Annotated in this window: 15 protein-coding genes, 5 tRNA genes and 3 pseudogenes; 22 read left to right on the top strand and 1 reads right to left on the bottom strand. The window is 41.2% G+C overall.

Going from position 1 to position 19,847, the window contains the following annotated elements:
* Positions 1 to 5: 5 nt before the first annotated feature.
* From NDM98_RS13745 to NDM98_RS13640, 22 genes and pseudogenes are all read left to right on the top strand, one after another.
* The gene (locus NDM98_RS13745) at positions 6 to 209 is read left to right on the top strand and encodes a DUF951 domain-containing protein (protein ID WP_251608578.1); all 204 of its coding nucleotides are present in this window, start codon (positions 6 to 8) and stop codon (positions 207 to 209) included.
* Positions 210 to 289: 80 nt separating this feature from the next.
* Positions 290 to 1,393: a redox-regulated ATPase YchF gene (ychF, locus tag NDM98_RS13740; protein WP_251608577.1), complete on the top strand. Its 1,104-nt coding sequence runs from the start codon at positions 290 to 292 to the stop codon at positions 1,391 to 1,393.
* Between the two features lie 494 nt (positions 1,394 to 1,887).
* Positions 1,888 to 3,343, top strand: a pseudogene (locus tag NDM98_RS13735) (IS1182 family transposase).
* Between the two features lie 362 nt (positions 3,344 to 3,705).
* Complete coding sequence (rpsF, locus tag NDM98_RS13730; RefSeq protein WP_251608575.1) at positions 3,706 to 3,999, top strand: 30S ribosomal protein S6; 294 nt, start codon at positions 3,706 to 3,708, stop codon at positions 3,997 to 3,999.
* 93 nt (positions 4,000 to 4,092) lie between these two features.
* Positions 4,093 to 4,587, top strand: coding sequence for a single-stranded DNA-binding protein (gene ssb, locus NDM98_RS13725; RefSeq protein ID WP_251608573.1), 495 nt, complete (start codon positions 4,093 to 4,095; stop codon positions 4,585 to 4,587).
* 43 nt (positions 4,588 to 4,630) lie between these two features.
* A complete protein-coding gene (gene rpsR / locus NDM98_RS13720; protein ID WP_143848023.1) occupies positions 4,631 to 4,864 on the top strand; it encodes a 30S ribosomal protein S18 in 234 nt (77 codons plus the stop codon).
* Between the two features lie 195 nt (positions 4,865 to 5,059).
* On the top strand, positions 5,060 to 5,980 hold the full coding sequence (locus NDM98_RS13715; RefSeq protein ID WP_251608572.1) for a DUF2232 domain-containing protein: 921 nt from the start codon (positions 5,060 to 5,062) through the stop codon (positions 5,978 to 5,980).
* 12 nt (positions 5,981 to 5,992) lie between these two features.
* Positions 5,993 to 7,957, top strand: a complete 1,965-nt coding sequence (locus tag NDM98_RS13710; RefSeq protein ID WP_251608571.1) for a DHH family phosphoesterase — start codon at positions 5,993 to 5,995, stop codon at positions 7,955 to 7,957.
* Positions 7,957 to 8,400: a 50S ribosomal protein L9 gene (gene rplI / locus NDM98_RS13705; RefSeq protein ID WP_251608570.1), complete on the top strand. Its 444-nt coding sequence runs from the start codon at positions 7,957 to 7,959 to the stop codon at positions 8,398 to 8,400. The genes NDM98_RS13710 and rplI overlap by 1 nt, the downstream gene beginning before the upstream one ends.
* Positions 8,401 to 8,470: 70 nt before the next feature.
* Positions 8,471 to 9,835 (top strand): annotated as a pseudogene (gene dnaB / locus NDM98_RS13700) (replicative DNA helicase).
* A gap of 646 nt (positions 9,836 to 10,481) precedes the next feature.
* Positions 10,482 to 11,768, top strand: coding sequence for an adenylosuccinate synthase (locus tag NDM98_RS13695; protein WP_251608569.1), 1,287 nt, complete (start codon positions 10,482 to 10,484; stop codon positions 11,766 to 11,768).
* Between the two features lie 185 nt (positions 11,769 to 11,953).
* Positions 11,954 to 12,026 (top strand) — tRNA-Lys (locus NDM98_RS13690).
* A gap of 26 nt (positions 12,027 to 12,052) precedes the next feature.
* Positions 12,053 to 12,127: transfer RNA gene (locus NDM98_RS13685), tRNA-Glu, on the top strand.
* A 5-nt stretch (positions 12,128 to 12,132) separates the two neighbouring features.
* Positions 12,133 to 12,209: transfer RNA gene (locus tag NDM98_RS13680), tRNA-Asp, on the top strand.
* Between the two features lie 27 nt (positions 12,210 to 12,236).
* A tRNA-Phe gene (locus NDM98_RS13675) sits at positions 12,237 to 12,312 on the top strand.
* Between the two features lie 3 nt (positions 12,313 to 12,315).
* Positions 12,316 to 12,388: transfer RNA gene (locus NDM98_RS13670), tRNA-Thr, on the top strand.
* 194 nt (positions 12,389 to 12,582) lie between these two features.
* Positions 12,583 to 13,296 (top strand): cell wall metabolism response regulator VicR, encoded by a 714-nt coding sequence (yycF, locus tag NDM98_RS13665; protein ID WP_251608568.1) that lies wholly within the window; start codon positions 12,583 to 12,585, stop codon positions 13,294 to 13,296.
* The gene (gene walK, locus NDM98_RS13660; RefSeq protein WP_251608565.1) at positions 13,296 to 15,116 is read left to right on the top strand and encodes a cell wall metabolism sensor histidine kinase WalK; all 1,821 of its coding nucleotides are present in this window, start codon (positions 13,296 to 13,298) and stop codon (positions 15,114 to 15,116) included. The genes yycF and walK overlap by 1 nt, the downstream gene beginning before the upstream one ends.
* On the top strand, positions 15,113 to 16,069 hold the full coding sequence (gene yycH, locus NDM98_RS13655) for a two-component system activity regulator YycH (protein ID WP_251608561.1): 957 nt from the start codon (positions 15,113 to 15,115) through the stop codon (positions 16,067 to 16,069). The genes walK and yycH overlap by 4 nt, the downstream gene beginning before the upstream one ends.
* A gap of 28 nt (positions 16,070 to 16,097) precedes the next feature.
* Positions 16,098 to 16,448, top strand: coding sequence for a two-component system activity regulator YycH (locus tag NDM98_RS13650; protein ID WP_251608558.1), 351 nt, complete (start codon positions 16,098 to 16,100; stop codon positions 16,446 to 16,448).
* Positions 16,435 to 17,295 carry a two-component system regulatory protein YycI gene (locus tag NDM98_RS13645; protein WP_251608555.1) on the top strand — a complete coding sequence of 287 codons (861 nt, stop codon included), beginning with the start codon at positions 16,435 to 16,437 and terminating at the stop codon, positions 17,293 to 17,295. Before NDM98_RS13650 ends, NDM98_RS13645 begins: the two co-directional genes overlap by 14 nt.
* Before the next feature lie 18 nt (positions 17,296 to 17,313).
* Positions 17,314 to 18,109 (top strand): annotated as a pseudogene (locus NDM98_RS13640) (MBL fold metallo-hydrolase).
* A 417-nt stretch (positions 18,110 to 18,526) separates the two neighbouring features.
* Here the strand turns inward: NDM98_RS13640 and NDM98_RS13635 are convergent.
* Positions 18,527 to 19,786 carry a helix-turn-helix domain-containing protein gene (locus NDM98_RS13635; protein ID WP_251608552.1) on the bottom strand — a complete coding sequence of 420 codons (1,260 nt, stop codon included), beginning with the start codon at positions 19,784 to 19,786 and terminating at the stop codon, positions 18,527 to 18,529.
* Between the last annotated feature and the right edge of the window lie 61 nt (positions 19,787 to 19,847).

Raw genomic sequence — 19,847 nt, 5'->3', positions numbered from 1 at the left:
ATTAAATGGCAGATAAGGAATTCTTCCTAAATGACGTCGTTGAGATGAGGAAGCCGCATCCTTGTGGAGCCAATCAGTGGAAGATTATTCGTATTGGAATGGATGTCCGCATCAAATGTCTGGGATGTCAGCATAGTGTGATGCTTCCACGTAAGGAATTCACCCGCAAATTAAAAAAAGTTCTCGAACACGCAAACCCTAGTGAATAAAACAAGGTGAAGGGGATCTTTATCCGCTGCCTTGTTTTATTGTGCCAAAAATAGATAAGACAGAAAAGGACGTGACTCAATTGGCTTTAACTACAGGAATCGTGGGTCTGCCGAATGTCGGTAAATCCACGTTATTTAATGCAATTACACAAGCAGGAGCAGAATCAGCGAATTACCCGTTCTGTACGATCGATCCGAATGTAGGTATTGTTGAAGTACCAGACGAACGTTTGCAAGTATTAACTACATTAGTCGATCCGAAAAAGACCATCCCAACTGCATTTGAATTTACGGACATTGCCGGAATTGTAGAGGGAGCAAGTAAAGGGGAAGGTCTTGGGAATAAATTCCTTTCTCATATTCGCCAAGTTGACGCCATTTCACACGTTGTTCGTTGCTTTGCTGATGACAACATCACACATGTATCGGGTAGTGTAAATCCAATTCGCGATATCCAGGTTATTAACCTGGAGCTTATTCTTGCTGATTTTGAAACAGTGGACAAGCGTTTGGCGCGTGTATCTAAGCTGGCGCGTACAAAGGATAAGGATGCTGTAGCAGAGCTTGCTGTTCTTGAAAAGCTACGTGTTGCGTTTGAAGATGAGAAGCCCGCAAGAAGTGTTGAGTTTACAGAAGATGAAGAAAAGCTAGTAAAAGGAATGCATCTTCTAACAAGCAAACCTGTACTATATGCAGCAAACGTGAGTGAAGAAGATATTATGGACCCAGAACAAAATGAATATGTAGCTAAAGTTAAAGCTTTTGCAGCTGAAGAAAACAGTGAAGTCATTGTTGTCTGTGCAAAAATCGAAGAAGAAGAAATTGCTGAGCTTGAAGGCGATGAGAAGCAGGAATTTCTTGATGATTTAGGCATTGCAGAATCTGGACTTGATCAGCTCATTCGTGCTGCATACCAACTACTTGGCTTACAGACGTATTTCACAGCTGGTGTACAAGAGGTTCGTGCATGGACATTTAAAAAAGGAATCAAAGCACCACAAGCCGCAGGTATCATCCACACAGACTTTGAACGTGGATTCATCCGTGCTGAGATCGTATCTTATGAAGATCTAGTAGATGCCGAGTCCATGGCAGTAGCCAAAGAACGAGGCAAAGTCCGCCTAGAAGGAAAAGAATACGTCGTTGCAGACGGAGACGTCATTCATTTCCGATTTAATGTGTAATTAATTTCTCAAAGGCTTTTATTAAAGAGTAGGGACAAATGTATATAGACAGATCTAGATAACGAACGTTCTTGATTAGAACGTTCGTTATCTTCTTTTAATTAAGATAGATGGCGAGATTTTGCAGAGATACTCCTAGGGTATGTAAGCATAAATCAACGGAAGAGAAGGGGCCGACTCCTAGTGGATTAAAGGGAGGCCACTGAAAAAGTCAGTTAGAAAAAAGCTCACGGGCACCGCTCCAGGAGAAACCTTCGCTTTCCGCGGGAACGGCCTCAGCCCTTGAAGTGGAAGGGCACCCCTTCAATGTCTTCAGACTCGTTCTGTTCCGCAGGAGTCTTCGGTTTCTCCTTCCGCTATTCTTCTGATCAACTAAATGGCAACGTTCTTTTTTAGGTATAGTCGTCATTTTAGTCTGCCTCTCTCTTTTTACCTCAGATTCTTCTTCATTTTTGATAAGATAAGTGTATCTAACATGAAAGTGGTGGCTGACTATGATTCGAAAACAACAATCTCTCCAACTCAGTGCGTATGCTGATCTATATGATCTCATCGTTCCTAAAGATCATACATTACGGAAACTGAATGATCTTATTGATTTTTCCTTTATTTATGATGAGTTGGTACAGAATTATAACGTGGATCACGGTCGCTCAGCCATAGACCCTATTCGAATGTTTAAATATTTATTGTTAAAAAGCATGTTTCCATTATCAGATGTGGATCTGGTGGAGCGTTCTAGATATGATATGTCGTATAAATACTTCTTAGGCATGGCACCTGAGGAAGAGGTCATTGATTCAAGCTCCTTAACGAAGTTCCGTAAATTGCGTTTAAAGGATCTGAATGTACTTGATTTATTAATCGGAAAGACAGTCGAACTAGCGGTTGAACAAGGCGTCATTAAAAGTAAAACGATCATCGTTGATTCTACTCATACCCAGGCACGTTATAACCAGAAAAAGCCGATCGATATTCTGCGAGAACGATCAAAAAACTTGAGGAAAGCAGTCTATTCTGTCGATGAGTCCATCAAGTCAAACTTCCAGCTAAGCCAACTCAGAATGATTTAGATGAAGAACTCGTGTACACGCAAACCCTCTTGAGTGTGATCAAACAACATCCGACCCTGCATGCCTATCCAAAGGTGACGGAGCCGTTGAATCTAGTAGAAGAAACCGTCAACGATGATATCGAACGCCTCCAATCCATGAAAGATCAAGACGCCCGAAGGGGTCACAAAAGTGCCGATACGTCTTTCTTTGGCTATAAAACTCATCTAGCGATGAGTGATGAACGCGTGATTACCGCAGCGGTCATCACAACCGGAGAAAAATCGGACGCAAAGCAACTTCGAACACTCATTGAAAAAAGTGTAGACGCTGGATGACAGTGGAATCCGTCATCGGAGATGCGGCGTATTCAGGAAAAGATCATCTCCTGTACGCGAAAGCAAATCAGATTGAATTAATTTCTAAAACCAATCCATCCATTGCCCATGGGACACGCTCAAAGGAAGAAGAGTTTGAGTTTAATAAAGATGCGGGGATGTATGTATGTAAAGCGGGCCATTTAGCTATTTTGACACACAGACAAGGAACGACGAAGCAAGGCAAAAACCAAAGACAGAAGTATTATTTTGATATCGAGAAATGCAAGACGTGTCCCTTCCAAGAAGGGTGTTATAAACAGGGAGCCAAAAGCAAAACATATTCTGTCACCATCCATTCTCCTGAACATGAAGAACATCTCGCTTTTGAGCAAAGTGAAACGTTTAAAGAAAAAGCCAAAACGCGATACAAAATTGAAGCGAAAAATAGTGAACTAAAGCATAGACACGGGTATAAAACGGCGAATTCCTCGGGTCTATTAGCGATGGAAATTCAAGGAGCGATGGCCATCTTCTCAGCCAATCTCAAACGAATACTGAAAGTCATGGAGCAAAAATAACCCCAAAAGGGTCGGTATGATAAATAAAAACAGCCTGCCATTTCCAAAATAAAGGGAATGGCAGGCTGTTTTTATATTTTTAAAGGAACCCTTAACTACATATCAACCCTTTTTCAGTGGCCTCGATTAAAGGGCAGGGTTGAAATGATTTGGCAAAGCCAAATTAGTTCAACGCCCTCCACAGGAAAGCGTGCCCCTTCTCTGGAGTGGAGCCGAAGCTCTAAAACTAGAACTTAATATTCCCTTGCCTAAGCTTGGTTAATCTGTTATCATTAATCGTTGTGAGTAAAATGACTCTGTCGATGAGTTTTGCTCCTTGCTCTGTTAAACGGAGCCGCTTAGACCAAAAGGAGGTGGCCGGAATGCGTAAGTACGAAATCATGTACATTATCGCTCCAAACCTGGAAGAATCAGCTTATAAAGAGATTGTTGAACGTTACAACAACGTTTTAACAACTAATGGTGCTGAGATCGAAAAGGTTAATGAAATGGGTAAACGTCGTTTAGCTTATGAAATCAATGATTTCACTGAAGGTTTCTATGTACTGCTAAACGTAAACGCTGCTGCTGATTCTGATGCGCTTAATGAATTTAATCGCTTAATCAAAATCAACGACAACGTTATTCGTGTCCTAGTAACTAAAGAAGAAGAATAATTATACGAACAGATTAAGTCGTTTGATTTAATCTAGCTTTGGACATCCTCTCGGGGACCGTCTTAATACTTTTAGAAGCGGGAGGGATATGGATTGCTAAATCGTGTTGTCCTAGTTGGTCGCCTGACAAAAGACCCTGAATTACGTTATACACCAAACGGAGTAGCTGTTGCCAACTTTACACTTGCTGTGAATCGTCCATTTTCGAATCAACAGGGAGATCGTGAAGCTGACTTCATTAACTGTGTGGTGTGGCGTAAACCAGCTGAAAATGTAGCTAACTTTTTAACAAAAGGCAGCTTAGCAGGCGTCGATGGCCGAGTACAAACAAGAAGCTATGACAACAATGAAGGCCGTCGCGTCTATGTGACCGAAATCGTTGCCGACAGCGTCCAGTTCCTGGAACCGCGTAATAGCAGTCAGAATAACCAATCAAACAATAGTTCAAATTCTAACTATGCTCAAGATCAAGGCGGATATCCTCCTAACCAGAATGATAACCGTCAGCAGCAGGGTGGATACAAGGATGACCCATTTGCAAATGATGGGAAACCAATTGATATCTCGGATGATGATCTACCGTTTTAAGGTTAACTGTCTGATTACTTTTTAAGAAAGGAGTTGTTCCGTTATGGCTCGTCGTGGTCGTCCTAAACGCCGGAAGGTTTGTTTCTTCACGGTAAACAAAATTACGCACATTGACTATAAGGATACTGAGCTTCTAAAACGTTTCATCTCAGAGCGTGGCAAAATCTTGCCTCGTCGTGTGACTGGAACTTCTGCTAAGTACCAACGCAAATTGACTATCGCTATTAAGCGTTCACGTCAAATCGCATTGCTTCCTTATGTAAACGAAGTAAACTAATAAATGAAACAGTAGGTCGACGAGGAATATCAATTCCTCGTCGATTTATTTTTTTCCCTTAAAAAGTGTACACTAAAAGCAAACCTTTAATTCTTTAAGTAATTGCGCTAAAATAGACAGGTATATGTGAACATAGAGAAAGGTCTTTTGATTACGAAAAAGGCCATTTTGTTTCTGGTAAAAAGAGGTGACAGCGTGAATCAAAAAAGTGCTTGGAAAGAAGGCATTTTGATTGTTGGATTGTATGTAATATTACTACTAGCTGCACTTCTAGTGCCCGTTTTAAATGTAGTATTTGTTTGGACCTTGCCGCTGCCACTTGTTTATTTTGCAGCCAAGCATGGAGTAAAACCATCGCTTATTCTCTACCTTCTACTTTGTTTACTATCATGGCCAATACATCTTGCTGCACTTGTGCTGACATTTGTGTTTGCAATGGTAGGTATAGTAGTTGGTGAACTTCATCGCAGAAAAGTAGATGGCTTTGCTGTTTTAATTGGAGCGAGTTTAACGTATATTTTCCATCTGGTTATTGGATATGTAGTGTTCTCGCTAGGAACGGAGCAGAGTCTTCGCCAATTGATTCGTAACCAAAGTGATCAGGTCACGTCTTTGTTAGAACAGGCAGGGACATCAGCTGATCAAATAGCACTTGTGACGGAAAATATGGATTTTATCCCGTATATTGTACCGTTTTTACTTGTCTTAATCGGAACGATCATGGGGTTAATCACTGTATGGCTAGCGGGTGTTTTATTAAGACGCTGTAATATAGAAGTAAAAAGAATTCCGGCTCTTCGTAACTGGGGATTTCCAAAGGCGTTTATATGGTATTACTTAATCGCGTTTGTCTTTTTATTAAGCCAGCCAGAAGAAGGAACGACACTTTTTATTGCGGTAACAAATGTTTTTTTACTTATTGAGACCATCATGACTATACAAGGCTTATCGTTTATCTTATTCTTTTTTCATTTTAAAAAGCTTCCTAAGATCCTGGGAATTCTCGTAGTGATTATAACGATCTTGATTGGACCACTGATGCAAATTGTAAGGCTTATTGGTATTGCTGATTTGGTTCTCGATTTGAAAAGCAGGCTTGGAAGCCAGAGAAAGTAGGAGTTGACAAGAATGCCGAAGTCTATAATGAAACGATGGCACGGCTATCATGTAATCACATTGTTTGCTGTGTCTATCTTATTGAGCGCTGTGATTATGTTTTGGCATTGGCAGATGGGGCTAGTTAGCTTTGCTGCCGTCATTCTTGTTGCCCTTTATTCTATTTTTGCTCAGCAGGCTTTTCAGCGAGATTTGGAAACGTATATCTCAACGCTTTCTTATCGAGTGAATAAAGCAGGAGAGGGTGCTGTAGCAAATCTCCCCGTTGGTATGATTCTGTATAATGAACAGTTCAAAATCCAGTGGGTGAATCCATTTGTTCTAAATCGAATAGATGGAGAGTTGATTGGCAAGGAGCTTTCACAAATCAGTGAAGATCTGCTCGTGTTAATTGATGAAGGAGCAACATCTGAAACAATTCAAATTGATTCTGTTTTCTATCATATTGAGATTGAACGAAATGAACGTTTAGTCTATTTAACGGATGTAACAGAAAAGGAAGAAACGAAAGAATTATTTGAAGATACACAAACGGTTGTATCACTGATTTATCTTGATAACTACGACGAAGTGACGCAAGGAATGGAAGATCAGGTTCGAAGTCGAATGATGAGTGCTATTACATCTACGTTAAATCAGTGGGCGAATGAGTATGATATTTTTCTACGACGAACCGCATCAGATCGGTTTCTTGCTGTGATGAATTATAAATCGCTACTGTTGCTTGAAGAGAATAAATTTGCGATTGTTGATGAAATTCGTGAGGTTACAAGCAAAGAGAAGGCGTCTATTACTTTAAGTATTGGTGTCGGGACAGAAGAAGCATCGCTACGGGATCTTGGTAATGTCGCTCAGTCAAGTTTAGATCTTGCCTTAGGACGTGGTGGTGATCAGGTAGCAATCAAGCGTAAAAATGGTCGCGTCAGGTTCTACGGTGGTAAAACCAACGCGATGGAAAAACGTACGCGTGTACGTGCGCGAGTTATTTCTCATGCTTTGCGCGACTTTGTGACAGAAAGTGAACGTGTGATTGTGATGGGGCATTCGCGTCCAGATATGGATGCCATCGGTGCCTCAATCGGTGTACTAAAAATTGCAGATGTGAACGATCGAGAAGGCTATATTGTGCTTGATCAAAATGATATGAATGCAGACGTACAAAGATTAATGGAAGAAGTAGAAACACACGATCACCTTTGGTCACAATTTATCTCACCAGAAGAAGCTGTGTCTCTAATCGATAAAGAAACATTGCTCGTCATAGTGGATACTCACAAGCCATCAATGGTTATTGAACCAAAACTACTTGATATGGTTGACCGCGTCGTTGTACTCGATCACCATAGAAGAGGAGAAGACTTCATCAACGATCCGGTGTTGGTTTATATGGAGCCTTATGCTTCATCAACTGCTGAGCTTGTGACAGAGCTTCTAGAATATCAACCAAAGCAATTAAGTATGGATCGTCTTGAAGCAACAGCACTTCTTGCTGGAATTATTGTAGATACCAAAAGTTTTGCTGTTCGAACTGGTGCGAGAACGTTTGATGCGGCATCCTTCCTTCGTTCAAATGGAGCTGATACCGTGCTTGTACAGAAGCTCTTAAAAGAGGACTTGGATCACTACAAAAAGCGTGCTAAGCTTGTGGAATCAGCAAAAATTTATCGGGACGGTTATATGATTGCCACAGCAGATGATACGGAGACCTATACACAGTTAATCATTGCTCAGGCAGCAGATACACTTTTAACCATGAAAAAAGTGGTGGCATCCTTTGTGATTTCGCTACGCGAAGATGGTTTAGTCAGTATTAGTGCGAGATCGTTGGGTGAAGTCAACGTACAGGTTATAATGGAGAGACTAAATGGTGGAGGACACTTATCCAACGCCGCTACCCAGCTAGAAGATATATCGGTTGAAGAAGCAAAGGAACAGCTTCAACAAGCGATTGATGAAGTGATTGGAGGAGACGCATAATGGAAGTCATTTTTTTAGAAGATGTAAAAGGAAAAGGAAAAAAAGGTGAGAAGAAAAACGTTTCAGAGGGATATGCTCGTAACTACCTTCTTCCAAATAACTTGGCTGTAACGGCAACAAAGGGGAATCTTAAGGATCTCGAAGCCAAACAAAAAAGCGTAGAGAAGAAACAAGAAGAAGAATTAGACGAAGCAAAAGCGTACAAAGCTGAACTGGAAGCATTAACAGTTGAGATTAAAGCAAAATCAGGAGAAGGTGGCCGTTTATTTGGAGCAATCTCCACTAAACAAATCGCTGAAACCCTAAAGAAAATGAAGAAAAAAGTAGATAAACGCAAAATTGGACTTGATGAACCAATCCGAGCGCTTGGAGTCACAAACGTTCCGATTAAGATTCACCCTGAAGTGACAGCAACTGTTAAAGTACATGTAGTTGAAGAATAAGAGAGACCTGGAAAAACAGCTGTCCTCCGAGCTTGGAGGCAGCTGTTTTTCTGCGAAAGGAAGATTTGACGTGAGTGAGTTGTTTAATGATCGGACCCCTCCACAAAATATAGAAGCAGAACAAGCCGTTTTAGGCGCTATCTTTCTGTCAGATACAGCACTAATTACGGCCACCGAGCGTTTAATCCCTGAGGATTTTTACCGGGCAGCGCACGAGCGAATCTACCAAGTGATGGTAGAGCTAGCTGAAAAGGGTGAACCTGTAGATTTAGTGACCGTAACCTCTGATTTGCAGGATCGTAAATGGCTTGAAGAAATTGGCGGAGTCTCCTATCTAGGAGATGTTGCTAATGCTGTCCCTACAGCAGCAAATGTGGAATATTACAGCCGTATCGTGGAAGAAAAGTCTGTCCTAAGACGACTCATTCGTGTGGCAACAGACATCGCGGCAGAGGGTTATGCGAGCGAAGAAGAAGTCGATACAATTCTTAATGAAGCAGAGAAAACCATCCTTGAAGTCTCTCACCGACAAAATTCAAGTGCTTTTATCTCTATCAAAGATGTGCTTGGTCGAAACCTATGACCGCATTGAGATGCTGCAAAACCAAACCGGAGATATCACAGGTATCGCTACTGGTTTCTCCGAGCTAGATAAGATGACCGCCGGCTTCCAACGAAATGATTTGATTATTGTTGCAGCTCGTCCATCAGTAGGTAAAACCGCCTTTGCTCTAAACATTGCGCAAAACGTGGCAACTAAAACCGAAGAGAATGTTGCGATATTCAGTTTAGAGATGGGAGCTAGTCAGCTTGTCCAGCGGATGCTCTGTGCAGAAGGCAACATCGATGCCCAACGTATGAGAACCGGTGCCTTAAACGATGAAGACTGGCAGAAGCTAACAATGGCAATGGGTTCACTCTCAAAGGCTGGAATCTATATCGATGATACACCTGGTGTAAAAGTAAATGACATTCGTGCTAAATGCCGCCGCCTCAAACAAGAAAGTGGACTTGGAATGATTATGATTGACTACCTTCAGCTCATCCAAGGTAATGGCCGAAGCGGCGAAAACCGTCAACAAGAAGTATCGGAAATCTCCCGTACCCTAAAGGCCATCGCCAGAGAGCTTGAAGTCCCAGTAATCGCCCTATCCAGCTCTCCCGTGGTGTAGAGCAACGTCAGGACAAACGACCAATGATGTCCGATATCCGGGAATCAGGAAGTATCGAGCAGGATGCCGATATCGTAGCCTTCCTCTATCGCGATGACTACTACGATAAAGAATCCGAAAACCAAAACATCATTGAAATCATTATCGCCAAACAACGTAACGGCCCGGTTGGCACCGTTGAACTAGCCTTCGTAAAGGAATACAACAAATTCGTAAACCTCGACAGGCGACACGACGAGCGGGATATCCCGCCAGGAGCTTAATATAGATCCGAAGCAGAGTGCTGAGTGTACTCTGTTTTTTTGTGGTTGAGGATAGCGCGGGAAGTGGAGCGAGAGCAGGTGGGGTTAGCAAGAATGAAAAGACCAAACCAAGACCGATTTAAAAGAAATAAGGTATAAAAATGAACATTTTTAAGAAGAATTTGGTTTGAGGGAGTTAGCAAGAAGAAACGTCGGTGTAGCAAGAGCTATGGAGAGAATAGCCAGAGGAAAGAGAGGTGTAGCAAGAGCAAGGGCACGATAGCCAGAAGAAACAGAACTGGAGCAAGAGCAAGGATGGGATAGCAAGAGGAATTAGAATAGTAGCAAGAGCAAGGACACGATAGCAAGAGGAATTAGAACGGGAGCAAGAGCAAGGACACAACAACAAGAAGACTAGGCACTAAAGCAAGAACCAAGACACGTTAGCAAGAACATGCAGCACGCACCAAGCAAGATCATCTCATCCAAGAAAGAAGGCAAGTTTATCAAGAGAGTGAAACAATTTACTACGTAGATCGATTCTATCATCATTTATACGAACAAAGTGAGATTCAAACATTAATAATGTTCGTGTTTAGTTTGACGACTTAGGTTCTAGCTGATATACTTATCAAGGGTTTTTAGAAGAGAGTTGGAGGTGCAACAAATGTCATCAGTTGTTGTTGTAGGAACACAGTGGGGCGATGAAGGAAAAGGGAAAATTACCGATTATCTTTCTGAAAAGGCAGAGGTTGTCGCACGTTACCAAGGTGGAAATAACGCGGGACATACAATTGTGTTTGGTGGAACGAAGTATAAGCTTCACCTAATTCCATCCGGAATCTTCTATAAAGAGAAGGATTGCGTGATCGGAAACGGAATGGTAATTGATCCTAAGGCACTTCTTGAAGAGTTAAAATATCTGCATGATCGTGATGTGGATACAAGCAATCTTAAAATTAGTAATCGTGCACATGTAATTCTTCCGTATCATTTAAAGCTTGATATTGTGGAGGAAGAGCGTAAGGGTGCAAATAAAATTGGGACCACCAAAAAAGGGATTGGCCCAGCATATATGGATAAGGCAGCGAGAATCGGTATTCGTATCGCTGATTTACTTGATAAAGAAACATTTGAAGAAAAACTTGAGATGAATCTTAAAGAAAAAAACCGGATGTTTGAGAAGTTTTTTGAAACAGAAGGATTTACTAAAGAGGAAATCTTTGAAGAGTATTATGAATATGGACAGCAGATTGCCAAGTACGTTTGTGACACATCTGTTGTATTAAATGATGCGCTTGATGATGGTCGTCGTGTGTTATTTGAAGGGGCTCAAGGGGTTATGCTTGATATTGATCAAGGTACGTACCCGTTTGTAACGTCTTCAAATCCAATTGCAGGTGGAGTAACAATCGGATCTGGTGTAGGTCCTTCTAAGATTAATCATGTTGTTGGTGTGTCTAAAGCCTATACAACTCGTGTAGGAGATGGTCCATTTCCAACTGAGCTTCATGATGAGACGGGTGATTTAATCCGTGATGTAGGAAATGAGTACGGAACAACAACGGGTCGTCCACGTCGTGTTGGCTGGTTTGATAGTGTTGTGGTTCGTCATGCTCGTCGTGTAAGTGGGATTACTGATCTTTCTCTTAACTCCATTGATGTACTAACTGGAATTGAGACGTTGAAGATTTGTACGTCTTATAAGTATCGTGGAGAAGTAATGGAAGAATTCCCGGCAAGTCTTAAGGTATTGGCTGAGTGTGAGCCTGTATTTGAAGAACTTCCAGGCTGGACTGAGGATATTACGGGTGTGAAATCACTAAGTGAACTTCCTGTGAATGCGCGTCACTATATTGAGCGTATTTCTCAGCTAACCGGTATTCCGTTAACGATTTTCTCTGTCGGTCCGGACCGTGAGCAAACAAATCTTGTTCGTGGAGTTTTTGCTTAATCTACCTAAGGATAAACAGGCAATGCAAGGGCTAAATCGCTCCTTGCATTCCTTTGTTTAATCCGATATTCTTGGTAGAGAGAAAAAAGAACAAGAAATTACAAGTTTTTTTAGAAAAACATTGCACAGGACAAGCATGTATGCTAAGATAAATCTTGTCGCAAAGACAACATGATACAAATCATGAGCCATTAGCTCAGTTGGTAGAGCATCTGACTTTTAATCAGAGGGTCGAAGGTTCGAATCCTTCATGGCTCACTTTTAATTTCAATTTTTACAATAATGGCCCGTTGGTCAAGCGGTTAAGACACCGCCCTTTCACGGCGGTATCACGGGTTCGATTCCCGTACGGGTCACCATTATTGGTCTGGTAGTTCAGTTGGTTAGAATGCCTGCCTGTCACGCAGGAGGTCGCGGGTTCGAGTCCCGTCCAGACCGCCATTTTTATTTGAATAGTTTTAGTAGTGTGGCTTAGTAGCTCAGTTGGTAGAGCAACGGACTGAAAATCCGTGTGTCGGCAGTTCGATTCTGTCCTGAGCCACCATTTGCCGGCCTAGCTCAATTGGTAGAGCAACTGACTTGTAATCAGTAGGTTGGGGGTTCAAGTCCTCTGGCCGGCATTCATTCGTTGTAGAACCCTCATCATGAATACTGTGATTGAGGGTTCTTTTTGTACGAATGTTTGGATGAAATGTAATGTTACGTATGTATATAGATTGTCTTTTTCCTGTGCAACGTACATATGGATGTCGTTTGGTCACGGGTTATTTGTGTTAAACTAGAAGAAGTTCGATAAGAATAGGAGAGAAACGGAATGGATAAACGAATTCTCGTTGTGGATGATGAACGTCCCATTGCAGATATCCTGAAATTTAACCTTGAAAAAGAAGGATTTGAGGTTGTCTGTGCCTATGATGGTGTTGAAGCTATGGAACAAGTTAAGCAGGAAAAGCCTGATTTAATTTTATTAGATATAATGCTTCCGCATAAAGATGGAATGGAAGTATGTAGAGAAGTACGTAAAAGCTATGATATTCCGATTATTATGCTGACAGCAAAGGATTCGGAGATTGATAAAGTGCTAGGACTGGAGCTAGGTGCAGATGATTATGTAACCAAGCCATTCAGTACAAGAGAGCTGCTTGCGCGGGTAAAAGCGAACTTGCGTAGACAGAAAACAACAGAGGAAGCGCCTGTTCAAAAAGAGTTGGTCATTGGTAATCTAGTGATCTATCCGGATGCCTACCAGGTGAAAAGACGTGGTGAGCCAATTGAGCTTACTCATAGAGAATTTGAATTGATTCATTACCTTGCAAAGCACCTTGGTCAAGTAATGACGAGGGAGCATTTGCTTCAGGCTGTATGGGGATATGATTATTTTGGTGATGTGCGAACAGTGGATGTTACGGTTCGTCGATTACGTGAAAAAGTCGAGGATAACCCAAGCTTTCCGGCATGGATTATTACTCGCCGTGGAGTAGGTTACTTCTTAAATGAACCAGAACCACAGGAGCAGGAGAAGTCCTAATGGATAGAAAGATTGGCTTCTTTAAGTCGATTCAGTTTAAGCTAATTATCGCCTATGTTCTCTTGATTCTGGTTGCTGTACAGGTCATTGGCGTTTATTTTTCAAGGCAGCTAGAGCAGGATCTCTTAGAGAATCATTTTGATGTGCTAGATGAACGCTCGACGTTACTTAATTATCAGTTAGCGCAGGTGCTAGGGAACCCACCGGACGAACGGGAAAAACTGACAGATGAGATTAATTCGTTACTTCAAGATTTTTTTAGAATTGATAATGCGACTGTTCAAGTGATTGATAAAAATGAAGTCATCTTAGGCACATCTAACTCAGGTGCTCCTGATCAGATTGGGATGCGTAATAATGAAATTAGAGTCAAACGGGCTCTGCTTGGATCAGCAGAGGATGGTGAGGTTCGTGACTCTAGTAATGAGCGTTTTCGGATCATGGCTGTGCCAATTACAACGACTGATGATACAGTCTTAGGTGTTATTTACATTCAGGCTTCACTAGAAGAGATCTATACACAAATAAACGAAATTAATAGCATTCTTTTTAAAGGAACGTCTATTGCGCTCCTTATATCTGCGATTCTAGTTATCTTGTTGGCACGTACGATTATTGTGCCTATTTTAGAGATGAGAAAACAAACGTTACGAATGAGTCATGGAGATTTCTCTAGGCAGGTAAAGGTCTATAGCACCGATGAGATTGGTCAGTTAGCCACTTCTTTTAATCAGCTGACAATGAAACTACATGACGCTACGTTAACACGTGACCGAGAGCAGAAGCGTCTGAGCTCTGTTCTTTCAAACATGACAGATGGAGTGATTGCAACGGACCAAAACGGACGTGTCATTCTTTTAAATAAGCGAGCGGAAGAACTGCTAGGTGTATCGAGCAAGCAGGTCATGCGTCAGCCGCTTACAGATGTTCTACATGTCACCGAAACATTTGGTGTCTATGACCTATATGATCACTCAGATTCCGTTCTATTAGATTTTAGCAATGAGGAGGGTCAATACCTACTTGAAGCGAATTTCTCTGTGATACAGGAGGATGAGGGGCCAATTAATGGTCTGATTACAGTACTCCATGATGTAACGGAAAAAGAAAAGATTGAGCAGGAACGCCGTGAGTTTGTAGCTAATGTTTCACATGAGTTACGAACGCCGTTAACAACGATGAAAAGCTATCTTGAAGCATTAGAGGATGGGGTTATGCATGATGTCGACATGGGTCCACGTTTTCTAAAAGTGACTCAAAATGAGACAGAACGAATGATTCGATTAGTGAATGACTTGCTTCAACTATCAAAAATCGACAGCGATGACTATCAATTTACCTTGCAATGGATTGATTTCGGACAATTTTTGCATGAGGTATTAGATCGATTCGAAATTATTGCCCAGGAAAAGAACATTCAGCTTCATCGACATATTTCGAAAAAACCGAGTTATGTCGAAATGGATCAGGATAAGTTGATCCAAGTATTAGACAATATTATTTCTAATGCGTTTAAATATTCGACTGAAGGCGCTAATATTACTACAACTTTGCTGCATCAGGGCAACCACGTTCGTGTAAGTATTGCTGATCAAGGCATGGGTATTCCCCGGGAAAGTCAGTTAAAGATTTTCGACAGATTTTATCGTGTCGACCGTGCGCGTGCGCGAAATATCGGTGGCACAGGACTCGGTTTGGCAATCGCAAAGGAATTGGTTCAGGCTCACGGTGGAGACATTTGGGTGCATAGTGAGTATGGCGAAGGAACAACGATTTACTTCACATTACCCTATTCGGCATCTAAGGGGGGAGACGTGTGAGAGTGAGAGGTCTTTATTATGAACAACTAAAAACCTGGTTACTAGTGTTCTTAGTTGTTCTTAGTTTAATTTTGACTTATTTGCTTTGGACTTATAAACCTGAACTTGTTACTCAGGATACTGAAGCTGTAGAATTAAATCAAATTGGTGATGAAAAGTCGATTCAAGACGTGGTCCGGCCAAGTAAGATTGTTAAGCATCAGTTTGGAGAAACGTATATGGTTCTTGAAACCGATGCTTTATTTAATGAGATCTATGAAAAGCTGTTGGAGGCAGACCTTCAAGATACGAATGGTGTGTTTCCTCCAATGGATGTATCAACGGGTATTGAACTTGTTTTTCCTGATCAAGTGCCTATGAATATGTTTATGAGTCTCTTCTCACAGAATCAAGAGCAGGATGAGTTCCCCCTTGATGGAGTAGATCGAGTATTTATCTATGAAGATAGTGATGGAGATGGAGTCAAACTACAGGTCTATTCATCGTCTGATAAGGTACCATTTGAAATTTCAACGAGTTTTGATCCTGCAGTTTTAGAAAGATTTCTTGCAGATAACACAGCTGTTCCGGCTCTTACAGTAAATGAACCGGATACGGATGACTTTGTACTCAATCAAGAGAATATCTATATTCCTGCTGAGGGCGTTGAATATGCTCGTCAGACCTATTCGACTGAACGTGTGAGGCCACGTGATGTCATTCAAACATTGTTCCCTGACCCTAATTCTGTTCGAAATTATCGTCAAAGTAATGGTGAGTTTACCTATACTGATGGAACTAGGATCTTCAATTTACGTGATAATGAGAACTTTATGACTTACCGGAATTCTTCAACTTCGGAATCTGCGAGTAGTCCAACTGACAGCATACCTCAGACGAGCTTTGACTATATTAATAATCATCATGGCTGGACCAATGATTATGTCCTAAGCTTGGTGGAGAGTATCAAATGAACGTGAAAGTGCAGTCTACCGTCTTTACGTGAACAATCTACCTGTTTTTAACTTTAAAAATAGCAGCGATAGTATGACGATTAATGTAGAGAAATCAGGTACACAAACCACCAGTTATATCAGACCTCTTTTAGTGCTTGATAGTAGTGCAATTAATCAGGAGAATGTCGAGCTTCAGTCAGGTGCAAGTGTCATTGAGAAACTAAGGACTGCAGAGCGACTTGATTTTGATCAGCTGCGAGATGTACGTGTTGGCTATGAAATGACGGACGAGGACGATCAACCAGGCTTAGTAACCTTTGAGCCAGCTTGGTATGTTTTTGGGGATAATCGTTGGCAAAAGGTACCGTCAGGGGGAGGTACAAATGAAATGGAGTAGAACGAAAACGGTATTCATTATGACCTTCCTGATGTTAAATCTTTTTCTAGGCTATCAGCTCTACCAAGTAAACGATGAAAATCAGTTTAGCTTGATTAGTGGTAATACCACTCAGGATAGACTAAAAGAAAATCAAATCAGCATTGATGTTGAGCTTCCAGATGATTTAGAAGAAGTCGAATACTTAGTTGGGGAAAAACAAATGTTTGATTCAGAGGAGCTTGAGACTCTAAGCAATCAAACAGCTGAGCTAGTGGATGAAAAGTCTATTGCCTCCACACTTACTGATCCGTTCCCGATTGGAGAGGGAAATGAAAATCTATCACAGTTTTTAACCGCGTACGTTACAAATGGTGAGCAATATATAGTGGTTAATGAGGAAGAGAATATGATTTATTTAGATCAAGTGTTTGATGGCAAAACCGTTTATACCAACCATAACGCGCCATTAAAGCTTACGATTAATAATGAGCGAGAAATAACAGGATATGAACAAGAGTATTCGGTTTATAAAAAACAAGGCAATCCAAAGGATACGCTCATGAATTTGCGAGCGATTGAAACCTTGTTTAATCAGCAATATATTACAATGAATCAAAGCATTGTAGACTTTGAATTGGGCTACTACAGCTTTTTTAAAGAGTCTCCAGTCTTTGCGCCTATTATGAGAATTGACGTTGACAAAGGGGAAGAGGGCGAGATTACGTACCTCGTTAATGCCTTTGAAGGAACGGTACAAGAGGAAGGCATCCCAGACGTGGAAGACGAAATGGTTGAGCCTACAATCGAAAATCCACCTGTTGACGACGATCAAGGTGACGAAGAAGAGATAAGGGAAGAGGATTAACCGGAAAGGAGGCCACTTATGGCCTTGCGATTTAGTGTATTGGCAAGCGGCAGCACAGGTAACGCCATGTATGTGGAAACACCTACAAAGCGGATACTCGTGGATGCTGGTCTTAGCGGCAAAAAGATGGATGAGCTGTTTCAAGAGATTAATCGGGACCCCAAAGAGCTTGATGGCATCCTAGTCACTCACGAACACAGCGATCATATCAAAGGAGTCGGCATCTTCGCCCGACGCCACAAGCTGCCAATCTACGCCAACGAAAAAACCTGGAATGCCATGGACAAGCAGCTCGGTACCATTCCAGTCGATCAAAAATTCCATTTTGACATGGAAACCGTGCGCAGTTTCGGTGATCTCGAAGTCGAATCGTTTGGTGTTTCCCATGACGCCGCCCAAGCCGATGTTCTACGTCTTCCGTCACAATGGACGAAAGCTCGTCATCGCCACCGACATGGGTTACGTCAGCGACCGCATCAAAGGCACAATTAAAGGCGCCGATATGTTTGTTTTCGAATCCAATCACGACCTGAACATGTTGCGTATCGGCCGCTATCCCTGGAACGTCAAACGCCGCATCCTAAGCGACGTCGGCCACGTATCCAACGAAGACGCGGCTATCGCCCTAACAGATGTCATCGGAGACACCACGAGCCGAATCTACCTCGCTCACCTCAGCCTCGATAACAACATGAAAGACCTCGCCCGACTCACCGTCGAGCAAAGTCTTCGCGAGCAAGGAATGGGAGTAGGCGAACAATTTGAATTATACGACACAGACCCACTGAAACCCACCGCTTTGACGGTTGTTTGAGTGATAAGTAGAAGGAGAAACCGAGCTGATGCCTGGGTTTTTTTGATGTGTGGGTGATGTGTGGGTGGAGTGTGGGTGCGGTGGTGTGGAGCTTTAGCAAGAGAGATGGAGCGGATACATCGGAAGGAGTGGGAATATATCCGGAAAAGAGCAGATACATCGGAAAGAGCAGAAATACATCCGGGAAAGAGCGGATACATCGGAAGAAGCAGGAATACATCTGGAAAGGAGCAGATACATCGGAAAAAGCAGGAGTACATCTGGAAAAGAACGTTTTTGGGGCTTTTAAATATAAAAAAATAACCTCAAATCATAATTGAGGTTATTAACTAACCTGAAAAAATAAAAATAATAATCAGAGAAATAAGCGGAAATGTACCAGGATGCGTAATCACATTTTGTGCGATCACTACGGAATTAACTGAGAGCAATTTTATAATATTTAGCTGCCATCTTGTACGCGCGAGCTTCATTATAATGATCGGCGAGCTCTATACTGATTTCTTTAATCAGTAAGGGATAATTGCCTTCTTGAGCTAAATTTACAGCTTGTTGCATCTCTTTTTCATAGGAAGGGAAATCAAAACGTGTTTTGTATATTTGTGATCTTAAGTGTAAAAGATGAATATGCATATTCGGTAAGTGAAACGTATTAGTTAATGAAAATCCTTTCTTCAAATAATCATTAGCTTCTTCCCAGTTTTTCTGTTCAATACTCATTTCTGCTAAACACTTAATAGCATAAATTGTATTTTCTTCACCTATTAACTTATCTAATTTTATACTATTGAAATAATATTCAGTAGCCTGACTAAATCTCCCTAATTTTTGATACACTCTACCATAATTATAATCCAAGATAGGGGCATAATAGTCTTTTTTGAAGTCTTCTGTGAAGGTACGCAGTGCATCTAGCATAGCAATTGATTTATCATATAATTTATTTCGATGATATTGAATTGCTAATTCTGAGAGCGCATTTGCAATTCCTTGTTTGAAATCTTCTTTTTTAAAAATATACAGTGCTTTTTTGCTATAAATTCTTGCAAGTTCTAAATCCTCATCAATTTTTGTTCGAATCATAGCCAGATTGAAATAGGCTTTTCCTTCTTTTAGACTTCCTTCTTCTTGTCTTAACGCTCTAACATGTAGATCAGCGTATAACAAAGCCTCGGAATAATTTCTAGTATAAAAAAAGTAATTCGAAAGGCTATTAAAGTAGTGGGATAATTCGTCTTCGCCATCTATAAGGATATCAACATTTTGAGAAATAATGTTCTTAGCTTGCTCTACATATGGTGCTGATTCTTTAATACTAGTTTTGTTGTGATAAGCGATTAATACATAATATATTTTGACTAACGTGGAGTTCGAATGGTTTTCCTTTGCATGTAACTTTAGAAAGGAGAGATCCTGTGAGCTTATTTTTTTTGTTTGGAGGTAGCTTTCATAAACCCTTTGTATATCAGGTTCTACGTCTGTGGCGTCCATATTAATCAAGAATTCAGGCTCTACGTTCAAAACCTTTGCAACTTTTAAAATAAATGAATAAGATGGTTTCGTTTTACCGCTCTCTATTTTACTAATATATGTATTCGAACAGATGTCCTTAATTAATTCAGTTTGGGTTAACCCCTGATGAATGCGTATTTGGCGTATTCTTTCCCCTATCTCCAAGTTTCTCACTCTCTTCGTCTCAGTTTAGCAATGCTTCATCTGAAAAGTAGAAATTCATCTA

It is taken from the genome of Alkalicoccobacillus plakortidis, from assembly GCF_023703085.1.
Taxonomy (GTDB): Bacteria; Bacillota; Bacilli; order Bacillales; family Bacillaceae_D; genus Alkalicoccobacillus; species Alkalicoccobacillus plakortidis.
Note: the sequence above shows the minus strand (reverse complement) of the source record. Positions and strands in the feature narration are given on the sequence as shown.

Coding starts and splice junctions, on each gene's coding strand:
- NDM98_RS13745 (WP_251608578.1), top strand. CDS start 6: ATGGCAGATAAGGAATTCTTCCTAAATGACGTCGTTGAGATGAGGAAG.
- rpsF (WP_251608575.1), top strand. CDS start 3,706: ATGCGTAAGTACGAAATCATGTACATTATCGCTCCAAACCTGGAAGAA.
- rpsR (WP_143848023.1), top strand. CDS start 4,631: ATGGCTCGTCGTGGTCGTCCTAAACGCCGGAAGGTTTGTTTCTTCACG.
- NDM98_RS13710 (WP_251608571.1), top strand. CDS start 5,993: ATGCCGAAGTCTATAATGAAACGATGGCACGGCTATCATGTAATCACA.
- rplI (WP_251608570.1), top strand. CDS start 7,957: ATGGAAGTCATTTTTTTAGAAGATGTAAAAGGAAAAGGAAAAAAAGGT.
- NDM98_RS13695 (WP_251608569.1), top strand. CDS start 10,482: ATGTCATCAGTTGTTGTTGTAGGAACACAGTGGGGCGATGAAGGAAAA.
- yycF (WP_251608568.1), top strand. CDS start 12,583: ATGGATAAACGAATTCTCGTTGTGGATGATGAACGTCCCATTGCAGAT.
- walK (WP_251608565.1), top strand. CDS start 13,296: ATGGATAGAAAGATTGGCTTCTTTAAGTCGATTCAGTTTAAGCTAATT.
- NDM98_RS13645 (WP_251608555.1), top strand. CDS start 16,435: ATGAAATGGAGTAGAACGAAAACGGTATTCATTATGACCTTCCTGATG.